We start from the raw sequence: 15,737 nt of genomic DNA on the forward strand, positions 1-15,737 counted from the left end.
CATGACGACTTCCGATTCCGAAACGAGCGAACCGTCTGGGCCAACGTTGTCGACAACGATCGCAACGTTACCCGGGATGAGTCGTGCGCGGGCGGGCAGGCTGGCGAAGTTGGGCTTGCGGACGGTTCAGGACCTGTTGTTCTTGTTTCCTCGCGATTATGAACGTCCCGCGCCACCGGCGAAGGTGGACGAACTGCGTGACGGTGAGCCGGCGTCACTGCTGGGGGCGATCACGGACACTGAAATCACTTCTCGGACGCCCGGCAAGTCGGTGTTCGGTGCGATCGTTGAGAACGCGTCGGGTGCGATTCGCATTTTGTTTTTCAATCAAGCGTTCCGAGCCGATCAGTTGACGTTGGGTCGGCGGGTGATCATTTCGGGTTCGCCGCGATTGAACGGACTGAGATGGGAATTCGTGCATCCCAAGGTCACCTTGTTGGATGTCACCGAAAAGCTTCCCGAGCCGCGGATGATGGCAATTTATCCGTTGACCGAGGGCGTCAAGCAGGCCGAGCTTCGCAACTTGGCCGAGACGTATTTGTCGTTGACGAGCAAGTTGTCGGAAGTCATGCCGGCTTCGTTGCGTGCTGCCGCGGCAGAGCGGTTGCGAGAACGGGGAATTCAGGTTTTCGGAGACTTGCCGCCCATCGATGAGGCGCTACGTCAGCTTCATTTGCCGGACAATGAAATCTTGATGATGACGGCGCGGACGCGTTTGGTTTTTCAAGAATTGTTCGTGATGCAACTGGCATTGGCGATGAAACGTCGGCGATCGACGACGAATCTGCATGCACCACCACTGCCTTCGTCGGCGATGATTGACGCTCGGATCACAAATCGTTTGCCGTTCACGTTGACCGGAGATCAACGTTTGGCGATCGACGAGATTCGCGCTGATATGTCTCGACAATTTCCGATGAATCGATTGCTGCAGGGGGATGTGGGCAGCGGTAAGACCGTCGTGGCCGTGTACGCGATGATGTTGGCTGTCGCCGGAGGCCATCAGGCGGTGTTGATGGCACCGACGGAAGTACTTGCTCGCCAGCATTTTCAGACGCTTTCCGAGATGCTGGAAGGCAGCCGGGTTCGTATCGGACTGCTTTGCGGTTCGCTGTCGGCGGGCGATCGACGTGACGTGTTCACGCGAACCGCAAACGGCGAGATCGATCTGTTGATCGGGACCCAGGCACTTCTGTACGGTGACATCGAATTTCACCGACTGGGTTTGTGTGTGGTTGATGAGCAGCACAAATTTGGCGTCAACCAGCGGGTTCAACTGCGCAGCGGTGGGCTCGATCCGCATTCGTTGGTGATGTCGGCGACACCGATTCCGCGATCGATCGCGATGACGATGTTTGGCGACGTCGAGCTGAGTACGATTCGCGAGAAGCCGCCCGGTCGCGGAAAGATCAACACGTATTTGTCGCACGACGGATGGAAGGATCGATGGTGGTCGTTCGTTCGCGAGCGGCTGGACGAAGGCCGACAAGCTTTCGTTGTTGCACCACGAGTCTCGGCCGCGGAAGACCAGGATGTCGAGGCCGAAGACGTGTCGTCGGTCGAAACGGTGTACGAGGATTTGTGCAACGGAGCGCTGTCGGATTACCGAGTCGGCTTGCTTCACGGTCGGATGAGTAATGACGAAAAGCAAGCAATCATGCAATCGTTTGCGGCGGGACGGACACAGGTCTTGGTCAGCACGACGGTCATCGAGGTCGGAATCAACGTGCCCAACGCGACGGTGATGACGATCATGGGTGGGCAACGTTTCGGGCTGGCGCAGCTTCACCAACTTCGCGGACGCGTCGCGCGGGGGGCCCACGCCGGTCACGTTTGCGTCTTTACCGACGGCGAACGATCGCCGGACGAAAACGAGCGACTGAAGGTCTTTGAACAAACAGACGATGGTTTTGAATTGGCCGAGGCAGACTTTCGATTGCGAGGCCCCGGCGATCTTCTGGGACGGAAACAGAGCGGCATGCCGCCGATGCGAATCGCTGACTTGAATCGCGACGTCGAGATCTTGGCCGTCGCGCGGGCGATGGCCCAGGAATTGATTGACGAGGATCCGGAACTCGATGCCGAAGACGTTGCCGCGCTTCGGGACCAGATGATTCGTCGTTACGGAAAGCGAATGGATCTGGGCGACGCGGCGTAGTGGACGTGGCATCCCATCAGTTGGGAATGATTCGCATTCGGACACCCGTCGACGGCCCCATCGTGACGTTGCGGCGACGGGGAACAACGGGCACTTTATCCAGAAGTTCAAAACGATAGTTGTGAACCAGTGTGCCCAACACGATCGCAAGTTCGTAGGTGGCGAACGCGGCGCCGACGCATCGCCGGTTGCCACCGCCGAACGGATAGTACTGTGACGGCGTGTAGGTTCGGTCGATGAAGCGGCCGGGATCGAAGGTTTCCGGTGACGCATAAATGGATTCGTCATAGTGCGTCAAGCACGATGCCGCGGCGATGGAGAAACCGGTCGGCAATCGGTAACCGCCAAGTTCCATCGGCCGCGTTAGGGTTCTAAGCACTTCCGTGACGATCGGGTTCAAGCGAAGTGTTTCTTGGACGATCGCACGAAGCAGCGGCATCGCCGCCAATGACTCGGGACTCATGTCGCACTGGTCCAGTTCGGCTCGCAATTTGTCCAGCCAATCGGGGTTTCGATGCAGGTGGTAAAGCGACCATGCAATCGAGACGGCGGTGGTCTCGTGTCCGGCAAACAGCAGCGTGCCGATTGAGTCGGCGAGATGTTCGAAATCGATTTCGGGATCCGATTCGGTGGGCCGTGCCAGGATCGACAAGATGTCTTCACGGGAGTGGATCGAATCGCCGCGCCGCTGAACTTCTTGTTTGATCTGTTCCCGCAACTTCGCCTGGACGACTCGCAAACGATCCATCGGGCTGAACCCCAGCAGCGAAAACTGCGTTTTGGGCGAAAAGAACAGGATCGGCAGCGACCGATCCAACACGCCTCGCGTGGAATGGCGAAACTCGTTCATCAATTGGTTCGAGTCGGCGCCCAGGACCGTTTGCAGGATCACATCCAGCGAGATTTCCGTGCCCAATCGAATCCCGGTAAACTCGCGCCCGTCGCTGTAGTTCCGACCGGTTGCCAACGCGATCGACTGCATCGCTTCGCCATACGCTTTCATGCGATCGCCGTGCAATGGTGGCGCGACGCGTTTGCGTTCCGCACGATGCGGCGGTCCTTCCATCATCAATAACGAACCCGCGCCCAAGATCGGACGAATTCCTTCACTGGCGAAAACGGAAAACGTGTCGGGGTCGGCACGAAAGATTTGTTCAACCAAATCGGGTCGGTCAGTCACCACCACGTTGCCGTTGATGGCTCGCATCAGGAATGGGTCGCCGAACTGTTGGACGCACTTGTTGAACAGTCGCCGTGGGTTCTGGATGATTCCCCAAGTCGTACGCCACTTGCCGTGGGGGCCGTTTGGCAGGTCGGGCATGGACTTCGCGATCGAGTTAGGTGGATGGTTGATGGAATGCAGCGGCGCTTAAGAGAACGTCCGGGTCCACTTGCACTATACGTGGCTTCACGGGCCATCGGCTCACTTAAACCAAACGGCCTTCGACCAGTTCTTTGCGATCGGCCATGGCGGAGGCCAGGGATTCGCTGTGGGTGACCGTGATCAGGATCGCGCCAACGGATTGTTGAAGTCGTAACAGCAGTTCGGACACCGAGTCGGCGGTTTTGCGATCCAGGTTTCCCGTCGGTTCATCCGCCAGGATCAACGTCGGTTGCATCAACAGCGACCGGGCGATAGCGACTCGTTCCCGTTCACCACCCGATAGTTCACCGGGCAGGTGACCGAGTCGCCCCGATAATCCGACTTCGCCGAGCAAGTCGTTCGCACGACCAATGTCGGTGGGCGATGGCTTGCCGAACGCCAACGCGGGAACCAGTACGTTTTCGATAACCGTTAGTTGAGGCAACAGATGGTGGTCTTGAAAGATGAAGCCGATCTTCTGGTTGCGAAACTGTGCGAGTTCCTTTTCGGCGAGCGCGAACGGATCGGCCCCATCGATCGTGACCGTTCCCGTGTCGGGGCGATCGAGAGTGCCCAGGATCTGCAACAGCGTGCTTTTGCCGCTGCCGCTGGGGCCGACAACCGCCAACGAATCGCCGCTGGCGAGTTCTAAACTCAAGTCCGAAAGCACTCGCAAGGGATCGCCTGCAGTGGGAAAGGCCTTCGAGAGATTCTTGACGATCAACGATGGTGACGTGGAGGGTGCATTCATGAGTTTAGCTTGAAAGGATTTCACACATCGCGAGCGTACCCAAACCGTAAAACGAGTATTCAACGTCGGCGGTTTGGTCGAGAGAAAAACCAATGAATCCACCGGAGTTGGGTTCGGGGGATTGCATCGCCAAAGCATAGCGGCGAACCGAGTCGATGTTGACTCGTGACGCGGCTTCCAAATCGGACAACGTCAACAATCCGGTGAACGACGACAACAGGTCGGCGAAAGGGATCCGCGTGTTGGCGGACAAGCCGCCTTCGTCGGTCTGCATTTCCGACAGGAACTCGATCGTGTTGCGATGATCGGCCACGTTCAACCGGTCGATTGCTTTAAGTGTGCCGATGGCCGCGGCGGTCGGATTGACGCCCGCTCGTTTCGCGGCGCGGATTTCCAAGTATCCGCCGTCCGGGTGCGCCTGTGATGCCAAGAATCGTTCGATGGCGTCGACGTCGTTGACGGGGATTTCGATCAACTGATGGCACAGGACCGACAAGAACGTTTGATAGGTGCTGCCCGCGCGTCCTTCGGGTGTTTTCGCAAAACCACCGTCGTCGGTACGCAGCGTTTCCAACATGGCAGCGACGTTGGCACGCCAATCGTGGTCATCATCGCTGATCACGACCTCGCCAACGGCCATTTCACAAATCGCGGCCGCGAAGATCAGCGAGATCAAATCGATGATCGATTCGCGTCGTTGCAGTCGCGTCCTCAAAAACGCGGCGGCTCGCTTGCCGATCGGTTCATCCAAGCCGCCGGCGATCCAGAGTGCTCGCAGCGCGAACGCGGTGTAGTATGGGTCGCTTTCGCCTTCGCGACCGGCAAATCCTCCGTCGGCCCGCTGTTTCCCCACCAACCAATCGACGTGTCGATGACGCAGTAGGTCATCCAATTCGGCCGCACCGATGGCCAGCTGCAATGTCAAGGTTTGCAGATAGGGCGGGTTCACGCAGTGCCTTGCGGATTGAAGTACTGCGGTTGGTTGCCTTCTTTCCACTTGATGTTGCAGCCGATCGATGGTCGTTGATCGGGGCTGGGAAGTCGGCCCCCGACGACGGCGTCGATTGCCGCGCGGAGGTCTTCCCCCGTGACGGGAATATCCGTTTTCGGACGACTGGAATCGAGCTGGCCGCGGTACACCAACTTCTTGTCGGCATCGAAAAGGAAGAAGTCAGGCGTGCATGCAGCCGAGTACGCGATTGCGACGCTTTGATCGCCATCAAACAGATAGGGGAACGAGTAACCGCGTTCCGCCTTTTCTTTGGCCATCGCGGCCGGCGAATCGTCGGGATAATTGTCGGCATCGTTGCTGCTAATACCGACGACGGCGACGCCTTGGGATGTGTAATCGTCGGCCAGGCTGGCCAGTTGATCGGCAACATGCTTTACAAACGGGCAGTGGTTGCAGATGAACATCACGAGCAACGCTTTCCTGCCCTCGAACTGATCCAACGAAACGACGTTTCCGTCGGTGTCGGGCAATTCGAATCGGGGCGCGGTCGTGCCGAGGGGCAACATCGTGCTGGCAGTGCGAACCATGGCGTTAGGATTAAGGGGTTAGGGAATCAGTGATGTGAAAATGCAATTTGACGTTTAGCTTTTCAGCTTGTTCAGCAGACGACCGGGGCTGCCCATCGCGTGGTAACCGCCGTCGACGTGGAGGATTTCTCCGGTGATTCCTTCGCTGTTGTCGCTCAACAAGAACGCACCGGTTCGGCCGACTTCTTCGTGGCTGACGTTTCGGCCCAGCGGAGCCATGTGTTCGTAGAGGGTTAGCATTTCTTCGACTCCGGCAGCTCGTCCGGCCAGTGTACGAACGGGTCCAGCGGAAAGTGCGTTGACGCGTACTCCCTGTGGTCCCATGTCATACGCCAAATAGCGGACCGTCGCGTCGAGAGCGGCTTTGCAGATGCCCATCACGTTGTAGCCGGGGACACATTTTTCGCCACCGAAGTACGTCATCGTGGCGATTGACCCGCCGGGATTCATGATTTCTTTGGCTGCAGCTGTGCAGGCGATCAGTGTGTACACGCTGACGTCCATCGCTAATTTGAAGCCGTCGCGCGACGTGTAAACGGTGTCGCGAGCCAGGTCATTGCGATCAGCGAAGGCGATCGAATGCAGCAAAAAGTCGATCTTTCCAAATGTTTCGGCGGCTTTTTCGAAAACAGTGCGGATATCGTCGTCATTCTGCGCATCCATTGGTACGAGAAACTTTGCGTTCTCGTAATGATCCGTCAGTTGCGAAACACGTCGGCGATTGCGTTGTCGCTCGTCGTCGGGTCGGTCCGGCAAGTGGGTAAAACCACATTCCCCACCGGCTTCCATGATTTGTTTTGCGATTGCCCAGGCAATGGAGTGGTCATTGGCGACCCCTAGAATGAGTCCCTTTTTTCCGGCGAATTGCATGTAAGACGTTTCCTGGTTGGTTGGGCAATCGAATGCGAGTGAGGGCCCAACATACCGCCAAACCGTCCCTTTCGTCTATTTACCTTGACTGACTTCTTTCACCATGCCGCCATTTTCTACTTCGACCGATGCCCTCGAGCGTGCCGACGCGAGTAGAACGAATGAGTCCCCTTCGTCTTTTTCATCGTTGAGAAGCTCCGTGAATGAATCCCCATCGTCCTCCGAGTCAGCATCTCGCGCCTCCGATTCGTCCGAGCGGGGCTCGGCTTCGGCGATGGCCGCTGCCGTCACGGGTGACTCTTCGGGTCCAGAGATCGTCCGGTCAGCGATCCCGGAGTGTGTTCGACTGATGGGTGGCGTTGCCGGCGGTCTGGTGACCCAGTGTCGTGGCGTCTGGAAAGCCGGTCCGTGGTCGGGCGATACTTCCGCACTGCCCGAGCGGTTGATCGGCGAAGTCCTGGATCGTGCCAGCGGCCCTTCGCCCGGGGCAACCTTTTCCAGCGGTTGGTGTATTTCGCCAATCTTTCAACAAGCGACGACCTCTGCGTTGGTCGTCCAAATCAAAGACTCTGATCGAACGGATGACCAGATTCGAAAGACGGCCGAATTGTTTGCCGGCATGCTCGGTCAAGCAATGAACGGATCACAACAGGCTCGTCGGATCGACCAGTTGTCGGCCGTCCTCTCCGCGGCGGCCCAGTGGCAACAGCTTGATGACGTCGAAGCGCTGCTTGCCAAGATTGCCGACACCGCAACGCGATTGCTGGGTTGCGAGCGGGCCAGCATCTTTTTGTGGGATCGTCGACGCAGCAAATTGGTCGGCCGACCGGCACTTGGAATCGAAGACAAGTTCTTGGAAGTCGCCGACGATGCGGGAGTCGTCGGTGAAGTGCTGCGAAGCGGCGAAGCAAAAATCTGGAACGCTGGCAGCGACGACGAATCACGCGTCAACCGTAGGGTCGACAAGACGCTAGCCTTTCAAACACGATCGCTTGTTGCGGTGCCGATGTCGCGCAGCCAAGACATGTTGCGCCGCGAAGAACTGATCGGCGTGTTCGAGGCGATCAATCGGGTCGATGATGACTTCGACGATTCCGATGCCGCACTACTAGCTGATTTGGCAACCCACGCGGCCGTTGCGATCGAGTCGTTGCAGACGCGGCGCCGATTGGTCGAGTCTCGTGATCGCTTGGTCGATGACGCCGCATCATCGACGCCGTTGATTGGGAGCCACGCGTCCATCGAAGCCGTCCGCCGCAGCGCTTCCAAAGTCGCGAAGACGGATTTGACGGTCTTGGTACTGGGAAAGAACGGGACGGGCAAAGAAGTCCTGGCACGCAACATTCACTACGAAAGCGACCGTCGCAGCGGACCCTTCGTCGCCGTGAATTGCGCCGCACTGGTCGAAACGCTTCTGGAAAGTGAACTGTTCGGCCACGAGAAAGGTGCCTTCACCGACGCTCACCAAACTCGCGTCGGCAAGTTCGAAATGGCGACCGGTGGCACGCTATTTTTGGACGAAGTCGGTGACATGAGTCCGGGCGGGCAAGCCAAACTGTTGCGAGTCTTGGAAGAAAAAGTCGTCGTTCGTGTCGGCGGTTCACAAACGATTCCCGTCGATGTGCGCGTGATCGCGGCAACCAACCAACCGCTCGAAGATCTGATCGCCGAACGCCGCTTCCGCGAGGATCTGTTTTTCCGATTGAACGTCGTGTCGCTGACGCTTCCGCCGCTAAGAGATCGAGGCGACGATGTATTGCTGTTGGCCGACCATTTTTTGGAAAAGTTCTGTTACCAGATCGGTCGACAGGTTCCCAAGTGGAGCCCCGCAGCCGAGTCGACATTGCAAAACCACATGTGGCCCGGCAATATTCGCGAACTGAGAAACACGATCGAGCGGGTGTGCTATTTGACCAGCGAAGACCTGATCGAATCCGAAGACTTGGGGATCGCCGGTACGGCCAACAATCGTTTGGGCGGTACTGTTCGCATCGACATGCCGATCGAACTGAGCGAGTCGACACGACTGTTCCAGGTCTCGCACATCGAACGGGCGATCGAGTCCAGCGGCGGGAACATGACCGAAGCCGCCAGCCGATTGGGACTGCACCGATCGAATCTGTATCGGAAGATGCGACAACTGGGGATGCAAACGTCGGGCGAGTAGCCGACCGTCATTGTGCATCCATCAGTCTTGCATGCACCATCGTCGGATCGCCTGTGCGTAAAGTTCCGTCCCGCGATGCAGTTGGTCCAGGCTGATCCATTCGTCGGTCGTGTGCGCCTGGGCGATGTTGCCGGGGCCGAAGATGACCCGTTGATCGAGTTCGTCAAATTCGCCACCATCCGTCCCGTAGCAAACGGTCATCGGCGGACCACCTGCGATCTGGCACATCGATTCGATACAGTCCGCATCGGGTTCGATCCAAACCGGATGCCCGCCCTTGAATCGTCGAAACGTCAAGCCACGACGAAGGGCTTCACTTTCGACCCGAGCGATCAGGGATTCACCATTGATGTCGGGCATCGGTCGCAAGCTGCACCACGCAACCGAACGGCCGGGGGTGATGTTGACGGCCGTACATCCGTCACTGATGCCGAACGTCCAAGACAAGTGCGGCGGATCGAACCGTGAATCGGCCAGCGAAGGATCGGTTCGCGTCGTTTCGGCAAGTTCGCAAAGCAATTCCATGATGGGCGTGATGGCGATGTTCGCATTGACACCCTCGTCGGTGCTGCTGTGGGCGGCGCGGCCCTTGCTGGTAACGGAAAAGCCGGTGATGCCTTTGTGGGCATGAACGACTCGCAAACCTGTCGGTTCACCGATGATAGCCAACGGTTGGGATTCGACGATTTCACGATACGCAGGCGAGTGATGGACCATATGCGTGGCCCCTTCGAAACCGACTTCTTCATCGGCCGTACACACGATCCAAAGTGGCGCCGTTTGATCGGCCGCCGAGATCCGACTGGCCGCCTGCATCATGCTGACCAGTGAGCCCTTCATGTCACAAGAACCGCGTCCATAGATGCGATCGTCGGTAACGACGGCTTCGAACGGATCACCGCCGGGTCCGTTCCAATCGGCAACCGGGACAACATCGGTATGACAAAAGTACGCCAAACCACCGGTCGTCGATGCCGACCGGGATTGCGGATCACGTCGGGCCACCAAGTTGACTTTCGCAACACCAGCTTCGTCACGATACTCCGTGACCTCAACCGCGAAACCCATTGAAGCCAGCCACTGGTGAACCCGTTCAGATACGTCCGCGTTGCTTATAGCGCTAACGGACGGAAAACGAACAAGCTCGGCAAGTGCCGCGGCAGCGGAAAGGTCTGTAATGCCCATGGCTGTTGAGGGTTCCATCCAATTTCGTTTTCTTAGATTGTATGTCGGGAACTCTCGTTTGTGTCTACGTAGCCTCACTCACGTCATCCGGAACCTATCGTAGAGCGATTGGGACATCTGTTTCACTCTCGACCATGAAAACGGACCGGGGAAGTGTCTCGGAAGCTACCTCCGGCTCATTGTCGCTTACTGTTTTTCACTGATCTCGGCGCATAAAAAACGCAAGTCAAATGACTTGCGTTTGAAAGTTTGAAACAAACCACAGTCCTTAGACCGATCGCTTATTTCTGCTGCGTAACGCAATCAATCCGCCAGCCAGGCCGACGAGGGCCAATGACGATGGTTCGGGAACAGCGACGGTGCTGAACTGTAGATCGTAGTGACGCGCAACAAGCGTTCCGCCCGCACTGTTGGTATTGCCAACCGGATCGGTGAACGCCAGGGTCGGCGTCAACGCGAAATCAATCGGTCCCTGAATGAACTGGAACGAACCAGTCGCAGCGGAAATCAGGTCAACAACTGTCCCGTTGATCGAAGCGGCTTTGTCAATCGCACCATTGAAACCAGCCGCGACATTGGCTCCTGTGAATCCATCGAAGACGATGTTGTTTCCGAGGTCCGTCGTGGTCCCTGAAACATTGACCACACTGACCGTAAGACCGTCCAAATTTCCAAATCCGGCATCAAGCCCTTGGTTCATCGCTGTCACATTCCCCGTTGGACGCGTTCCACGAATTGTAAAAGTGACAGCGTCATTGGCACTGGCATCTCCATCCAAATTCAAGTTGGAATAGGTCAGCACGATGTCGAGGGGATTGGCCAAGCTATTTGTAGCTGAGGGGGCGTTACCATTGACGGTAACGCCACTGACATTGAGATCATGGCCGAAAACCCCGGTTCCACGCACATCAAGGGCTGTGATGGTAATCATGTCGGCATTGGCGGGCAGTGCCACGGCCGAAACGCAGAAGAGGGCGGCGAAAACACTCAGTAATTTCATTGAAATTCCCGTAAAAAGCCTGAAAAGGCGACGGTTTCAAGAACCGAAAATATGCCAATGCAGAAATGTTAAGCTGATAAAATCGCTACAAAAGATGTTAATTCCAGTCTCAAAAGTTTCTGTGAAGTCTGGATTTGAAAATTGTTAACACTTGGACGGCTTTTACACGATATCAAAACAGCTGGGCTGGGCAAGTTGTTTGGGTGGGATTTTCGCCGATTTTCTCGTTTTCGACTGCTAAATCTTCGTGCCTAGCTAAAAAAAGCGTCCCGAAAGCCAAATTGCCGCTGATGGGTCGTCTACTGGCAGTTGTCTTGCTTGGGTTTGCCAACTCTTGGACGGAAAGGTTTCGATGCCTGGTTGGTTAGCGAAAGGACGAAATTGCGGTTAGGAAAAGGGAGAGGAATTCAACGATCGAAGTTCTGTCTTTCTTCGATCGAAACGGATCTTGAAAGCGTGACCCATGCCTAACGATAAAGTCATTGTTTACGACGACAGTTGTCCGATGTGCCGACTCTACACCTACGGGTTTGTGGTCTGGGGACTGTTGAAGCCGGAAAACCGAGTCGGGTTTGCTACGGCTTCACCAGAGCTGACCGCCAACATCGACTTGAATCGGGGGCGGCACGAGATACCGCTGTTCGACCGAGCAACCGGCGAGACGATCTATGGCTTGAAAGCGATGACCCATCTGCTGGCCAGTCGGTGGGGATGGCTGAGTCCGATCTTCGATTCAAGGCCGTTTTGGTGGGTGTTTCACCCGATGTATGAAATCATCACCTACAACCGTCGCGTGATCGCCGGTTGCAAACATTGCGGCGGGTTCGATTGTGCGCCCGACTTGAATCGCTTTTATCGTAGTGTGTACATCGGCTTGGCCGGCGGTTTCGTTTCGCTGATGATGGCTTGGCTGTTGATGAAGCCGACAACATTCGCGGCGCTCGGATTCAGCGTTCTTGCAGCCATGAGTGTGTACGGGTTGATTGCCTTTTCGATTGGGCGAGTCACATCGGGTTCGCTTGTCGGATGGAACTTTGTCGGCAACTACATCACGACCATGGTGATCGTCGCGTCGACGATTTCGATTGGCTTGATGATGGGAACGGCCGTGCCTGATGTTCTTCAGTGGACGGTGCTTGGCACGGCATCGCTGTTGGGCATCACCGAGATCAAGCGGCGAGATTTGTAACGGGGATCGGCACGTTAAATGGAATGTGGGCAAACCGTTTTTGAGACATTCAAGTTGGCGTCGCGACGGAGACTTGCGTTTGAGTCTCGATCGCCTGCGGCGTTTGCAGGGGCACCAGCAAATCGGATCGCTCGGCCCTGACCGCCTTCTCGGTTTCGTACCGTAATCGAGTCGCCGTGGCTTCGGTTTGAACCAGTTCGTCGTACTGCTTGCCCGTCATCACCCGCGTCTGTTCGCTCAACAATTCCGGGTCGTACGTCAGCCCCGGATGGTCTTGCGCGGTGGCGTACTTCTCGATGCCGACTTTGGCCGCGTAAAGCGTTTTCTCGATCGCGGCGATCCGATCATCCGCGGTCTTGCGGGCGATGCCCTGCGGTTCTTTCTTTGCCGAACTGCCAAACGGGTCGTAGTCGTCGCCGGCGTGCGTGATCCGGTCCCACCAACTCGGGTAGCGACCAAAGATGTTCGTCGCGATCCGATCGGATCGGTCCATCATGTAATTCGACACGGCGCGACTTCGTTTGAAGAACGACGTAGGAATGAAAGCATGATCCCAAACCGTTTTTGACTTTACCGCCATGTATCGCACGTTGGCAATCAATTCATACAGCAGCCCCAGACTGACTTCGTTTTCGAGCATCTGGCGATACGTGACGCCGTAGTTGAGCGATCGCTCGGCCAAGTAATTCAGCTTTGGCATGATGTTGCGCACGCCGCCGCGGCCCCATGTTCGGCACGTCCGGGCGACGCGTTGTTCATTGAACAGATCCGTCAAAATCGAATCCACCAACTCGCCACCGATTTGGCGCACTTCGTCGTCGGTCATCGGTCGGTCGATGTATTGTTCGTTGTAGCGGGGAAACGTCCGTTCGCTGACCAATCGAATGAAACGATCGACTTTGTCTTCGAACTTCAATGCCAAGAAAATGCCGTGCTTGTTAGCTTTGCTGGTGATGAAGTCACGATCGATCGCGTCAATTCCGTCGACTTCGAACAACACCGCCGACCCCTTGGTTGCATCGAGGGTTCGGCGCACTTCCAGTTTGCCGATCTTACGACGTTTGAAGAATCCCCACTCCGTATCGGTGTCGCCGGTGTCATAGCGGTGAACGATGATCCAGCGGTGCAGCGGATCGTCTTTGGACAGTTTGCGTTGCAATCGTTTCGCTTCCTCCTCGAGCCACTCGGCCTTCGGTTGAAAAAGAATCGTCCGGCGATTGATGTCGAATTCGTGAACCGCGCCTAGCGACACGTCGGCCAAGTCTTGCGCGCCGCCGGTCACGCCGCCGACGATTTCCTGGCTGCGGGCGACGTACTTGTTCCACTTGCTGACCGCTTTCAAAAATTCACGCTGCGTCTTCAACTGACTCGGCTTCTTTTCGTCGCTGACCGGAATCAAGGACGTGCCCAGCATCGCTTCGCCGCCCGTTCGTGAGTCGCCGACGATGTAAAAATTGATGTCATGGTCGGCCGCCGCCCGCAGGAACTGACTCTTGGCCAACTGCTTGAAAGCGACCGTCGATCCCGAGGGTGTCTCGTAATAGTTATTGGGAATGATGATGGTCATCCCCGACCATTGTTGCAGCAGCGATTTGTCGTGATCGACGGCGCGGACCAAGTCAAGGAATCCATAATAGGAAACATCCCACACATCCAAACTGCTGCCGAAGTAATCGGCAAGCTGGGTCCATTTGTCGATGTCGGTGGTCGTCGTCTTTTCGTTGGCGATCAGCAAGAAACGTGAGCCGTCTTCGCGCAGGTAACGTTCGGAAACTCGAATGAACGTCTTGCGATAATCGACCCGGCGATACTTTTCGCGGTCGTCGCTCGACTTGGGTCGTTGCAAATCCAAGTCGACGCCCAGAGCGAACCCTTGATACGGAATCGCGTTGGCCGAATCTTTGATGCCGATCCGCGTCTCGATGACCGTGGTCGCGCCGGGTGCCAATTCGCCGACGCGATTTTCATAGGCCCCGGATAGCAGGTCGAATTCCGCATCATCGGTGCCGAAGAAAACGATTTGGTTGGTGTCCAAGTCACCGCCCAACAACCGAAGGTGCGATCGTACGGCGCGATACAGATACTTCTGGTCGAACGTCTCGTCACCAACATTGGTGACGCCCCAGATGACTCGGGTCGATTCGCCCGGCGCCAAACTGTTCAAACACGTGATCGGCATCAATTCGATGGGAAAGCGGACGTGCAGGTCTTCGCCATTTTCGAAGTTGCGAAACGGACGCCCGATACCGCTCTCGAGACTCGCTTGCGGCGACACCGGATGTCGCAGTCGGAACGATCGCTTGCGGGGATCGTCGACGACGTAGTCGCCCAATCGCAATCGAATGCCGATCGTGTCGAACGTGTACGTTTCCTCCGGTGCAAGCGATTGCTTGATTTCTAAATCGACGCTCTTGACGAGCAGCCAGTCGTCGCTTTCTAAGAAGATACGAACGGTGTAGTTGGGCGGCGTTGGCATTCCGCCGCAATTGCGAACGGTAAGGTTGTCGATCGAAACCAGGGAATCGGGTTCTAAGACGGTGTACTCGCTGGCGACGTCGAACGTGACCAGATCCAAGTCGTACGGCGAGTCATACGTTCGGCTGCCGCCGCGTGCATCGGTGACAACGATTTGGAATCGACCATCGTTGCCCGACCACGCGTCTTTGGCGCGGTACCGCGACGTCGATCCATCGCGTCCGGACGGGCCGTTGATGCCGCCCGGGTTGGACCGCATGATGGTCCGCGTTTGCGTGTTGCCCTTTGAATCGCGGTACGTTCTTGTTTCGGTCCAGTGATAGCTGCTGCCGCCTTTTCCGCCGGGGCCGCCTCGTCCACCACGACCACTTTTGCCGGCGAAGCCCAAGTCGCCGCCGACCAGGTTGCCTTTGACCAACATCAATAGGCCCGTGTTTGCTTCGTCGACCGAAACGATGGCGACGCCACCCTTGCCGCCCGGTTTTCCGTCGGTCGGTTCGCCTGCATCACCGCCATCGCCACCGGGTCCGCCGTTGGACCCGGACGTGAACCGAGTCGCGTTGCGTCCACGATACCCTTGGCTGCCGGGGCCGCCGTCGCCGCCGCGTCCTCCGTTTCCGCCTTTGCCCCCCGTGCCGCGAATGTACAGATAGCCTTCGTTGCCGATCGCAATTTGGTCACGCAAGGCCGATCGTGTTTGCCCGGCCGGTTGGACTTCACCGTCGATGGCCAGCACACCGCTGGACCGGTCACCGCGCTGGTAATCGAGTACCAATTGGGCCGCGCCGGCGTGCTGGCCGGGGACCGCATCGGTCGCGTCGCCGCCGCGCATCCCGCGTGTGCCCGGTGTGGCGGGCGAGTTGTAATAGTTTTGTCCGTCGTGACCGTTGGGCCCATCGCGACCGCTGATGTCGATCACACCCAACAACTGCGTCTCGGCATCGGACGCAAAGCAGCCGGCGTCACTGAAACTAGGCGAAGAATCGTCGGGGGAAGATGAAAACGGCAAGGTGCGATCGGACTTGTGGGAGACGTTGGGC

General features: G+C 57.1%; 11 protein-coding genes. 3 read left to right on the forward strand and 8 right to left on the reverse strand.

Going from position 1 to position 15,737, the window contains the following annotated elements; translation table 11 throughout:
- The first annotated feature begins 1 nt into the window (after window position 1).
- Window positions 2-2,158: an ATP-dependent DNA helicase RecG gene (gene recG, locus Poly51_RS14000; protein ID WP_146458372.1), complete on the forward strand. Its 2,157-nt coding sequence runs from the start codon at window positions 2-4 to the stop codon at window positions 2,156-2,158.
- A gap of 16 nt (window positions 2,159-2,174) precedes the next feature.
- Here the strand turns inward: recG and Poly51_RS14005 are convergent, their stop codons facing one another.
- From Poly51_RS14005 to Poly51_RS14025, 5 genes are all read right to left on the reverse strand, one after another.
- Entirely contained in the window at window positions 2,175-3,479 is a 1,305-nt protein-coding gene (locus tag Poly51_RS14005) for a cytochrome P450 (RefSeq protein WP_146458373.1), read from the reverse strand.
- A gap of 106 nt (window positions 3,480-3,585) precedes the next feature.
- Window positions 3,586-4,272, reverse strand: a complete 687-nt coding sequence (locus tag Poly51_RS14010; RefSeq protein WP_146458374.1) for an ABC transporter ATP-binding protein — start codon at window positions 4,270-4,272, stop codon at window positions 3,586-3,588.
- Window positions 4,273-4,276: 4 nt separating this feature from the next.
- The gene (locus tag Poly51_RS14015; RefSeq protein WP_246114490.1) at window positions 4,277-5,197 is read right to left on the reverse strand and encodes a prenyltransferase/squalene oxidase repeat-containing protein; all 921 of its coding nucleotides are present in this window, start codon (window positions 5,195-5,197) and stop codon (window positions 4,277-4,279) included.
- 20 nt (window positions 5,198-5,217) lie between these two features.
- Window positions 5,218-5,811, reverse strand: coding sequence for a thioredoxin family protein (locus Poly51_RS14020; protein ID WP_146458376.1), 594 nt, complete (start codon window positions 5,809-5,811; stop codon window positions 5,218-5,220).
- Between the two features lie 54 nt (window positions 5,812-5,865).
- Window positions 5,866-6,681 carry an enoyl-ACP reductase FabI gene (locus tag Poly51_RS14025; protein ID WP_146458377.1) on the reverse strand — a complete coding sequence of 272 codons (816 nt, stop codon included), beginning with the start codon at window positions 6,679-6,681 and terminating at the stop codon, window positions 5,866-5,868.
- A gap of 199 nt (window positions 6,682-6,880) precedes the next feature.
- Between Poly51_RS14025 and Poly51_RS14030 the strand changes: the two genes are divergently transcribed.
- Window positions 6,881-8,848 carry a sigma-54-dependent Fis family transcriptional regulator gene (locus tag Poly51_RS14030; protein WP_246114491.1) on the forward strand — a complete coding sequence of 656 codons (1,968 nt, stop codon included), beginning with the start codon at window positions 6,881-6,883 and terminating at the stop codon, window positions 8,846-8,848.
- A 21-nt stretch (window positions 8,849-8,869) separates the two neighbouring features.
- Here Poly51_RS14030 and Poly51_RS14035 read toward each other — a convergent pair whose 3' ends face one another.
- Both Poly51_RS14035 and Poly51_RS14040 read right to left on the reverse strand, forming a co-directional pair.
- The gene (locus tag Poly51_RS14035) at window positions 8,870-10,051 is read right to left on the reverse strand and encodes a M20 family metallopeptidase (protein WP_246114492.1); all 1,182 of its coding nucleotides are present in this window, start codon (window positions 10,049-10,051) and stop codon (window positions 8,870-8,872) included.
- A 250-nt stretch (window positions 10,052-10,301) separates the two neighbouring features.
- Window positions 10,302-11,033 (reverse strand): PEP-CTERM sorting domain-containing protein, encoded by a 732-nt coding sequence (locus Poly51_RS14040; protein ID WP_146458378.1) that lies wholly within the window; start codon window positions 11,031-11,033, stop codon window positions 10,302-10,304.
- A 463-nt stretch (window positions 11,034-11,496) separates the two neighbouring features.
- Between Poly51_RS14040 and Poly51_RS14045 the strand changes: the two genes are divergently transcribed.
- Window positions 11,497-12,222 carry a hypothetical protein gene (locus Poly51_RS14045; protein WP_146458379.1) on the forward strand — a complete coding sequence of 242 codons (726 nt, stop codon included), beginning with the start codon at window positions 11,497-11,499 and terminating at the stop codon, window positions 12,220-12,222.
- 49 nt (window positions 12,223-12,271) lie between these two features.
- Here the strand turns inward: Poly51_RS14045 and Poly51_RS14050 are convergent, their stop codons facing one another.
- Entirely contained in the window at window positions 12,272-15,706 is a 3,435-nt protein-coding gene (locus tag Poly51_RS14050; RefSeq protein WP_146458380.1) for a DUF7932 domain-containing protein, read from the reverse strand.
- Window positions 15,707-15,737 lie beyond the last annotated feature (31 nt).

The organism is Rubripirellula tenax, from assembly GCF_007860125.1.
GTDB classification, from domain to species: domain Bacteria; phylum Planctomycetota; class Planctomycetia; order Pirellulales; family Pirellulaceae; genus Rubripirellula; species Rubripirellula tenax.

Excerpts from the sequence above, each read along its gene's own strand:
- recG (WP_146458372.1), top strand. The coding sequence starts at position 2 with ATGACGACTTCCGATTCCGAAACGAGCGAACCGTCTGGGCCAACGTTG.
- Poly51_RS14005 (WP_146458373.1), bottom strand. The coding sequence starts at position 3,479 with ATGCCCGACCTGCCAAACGGCCCCCACGGCAAGTGGCGTACGACTTGG.
- Poly51_RS14010 (WP_146458374.1), bottom strand. The coding sequence starts at position 4,272 with ATGAATGCACCCTCCACGTCACCATCGTTGATCGTCAAGAATCTCTCG.
- Poly51_RS14020 (WP_146458376.1), bottom strand. The coding sequence starts at position 5,811 with ATGGTTCGCACTGCCAGCACGATGTTGCCCCTCGGCACGACCGCGCCC.
- Poly51_RS14025 (WP_146458377.1), bottom strand. The coding sequence starts at position 6,681 with ATGCAATTCGCCGGAAAAAAGGGACTCATTCTAGGGGTCGCCAATGAC.
- Poly51_RS14035 (WP_246114492.1), bottom strand. The coding sequence starts at position 10,051 with ATGGAACCCTCAACAGCCATGGGCATTACAGACCTTTCCGCTGCCGCG.
- Poly51_RS14040 (WP_146458378.1), bottom strand. The coding sequence starts at position 11,033 with ATGAAATTACTGAGTGTTTTCGCCGCCCTCTTCTGCGTTTCGGCCGTG.
- Poly51_RS14045 (WP_146458379.1), top strand. The coding sequence starts at position 11,497 with ATGCCTAACGATAAAGTCATTGTTTACGACGACAGTTGTCCGATGTGC.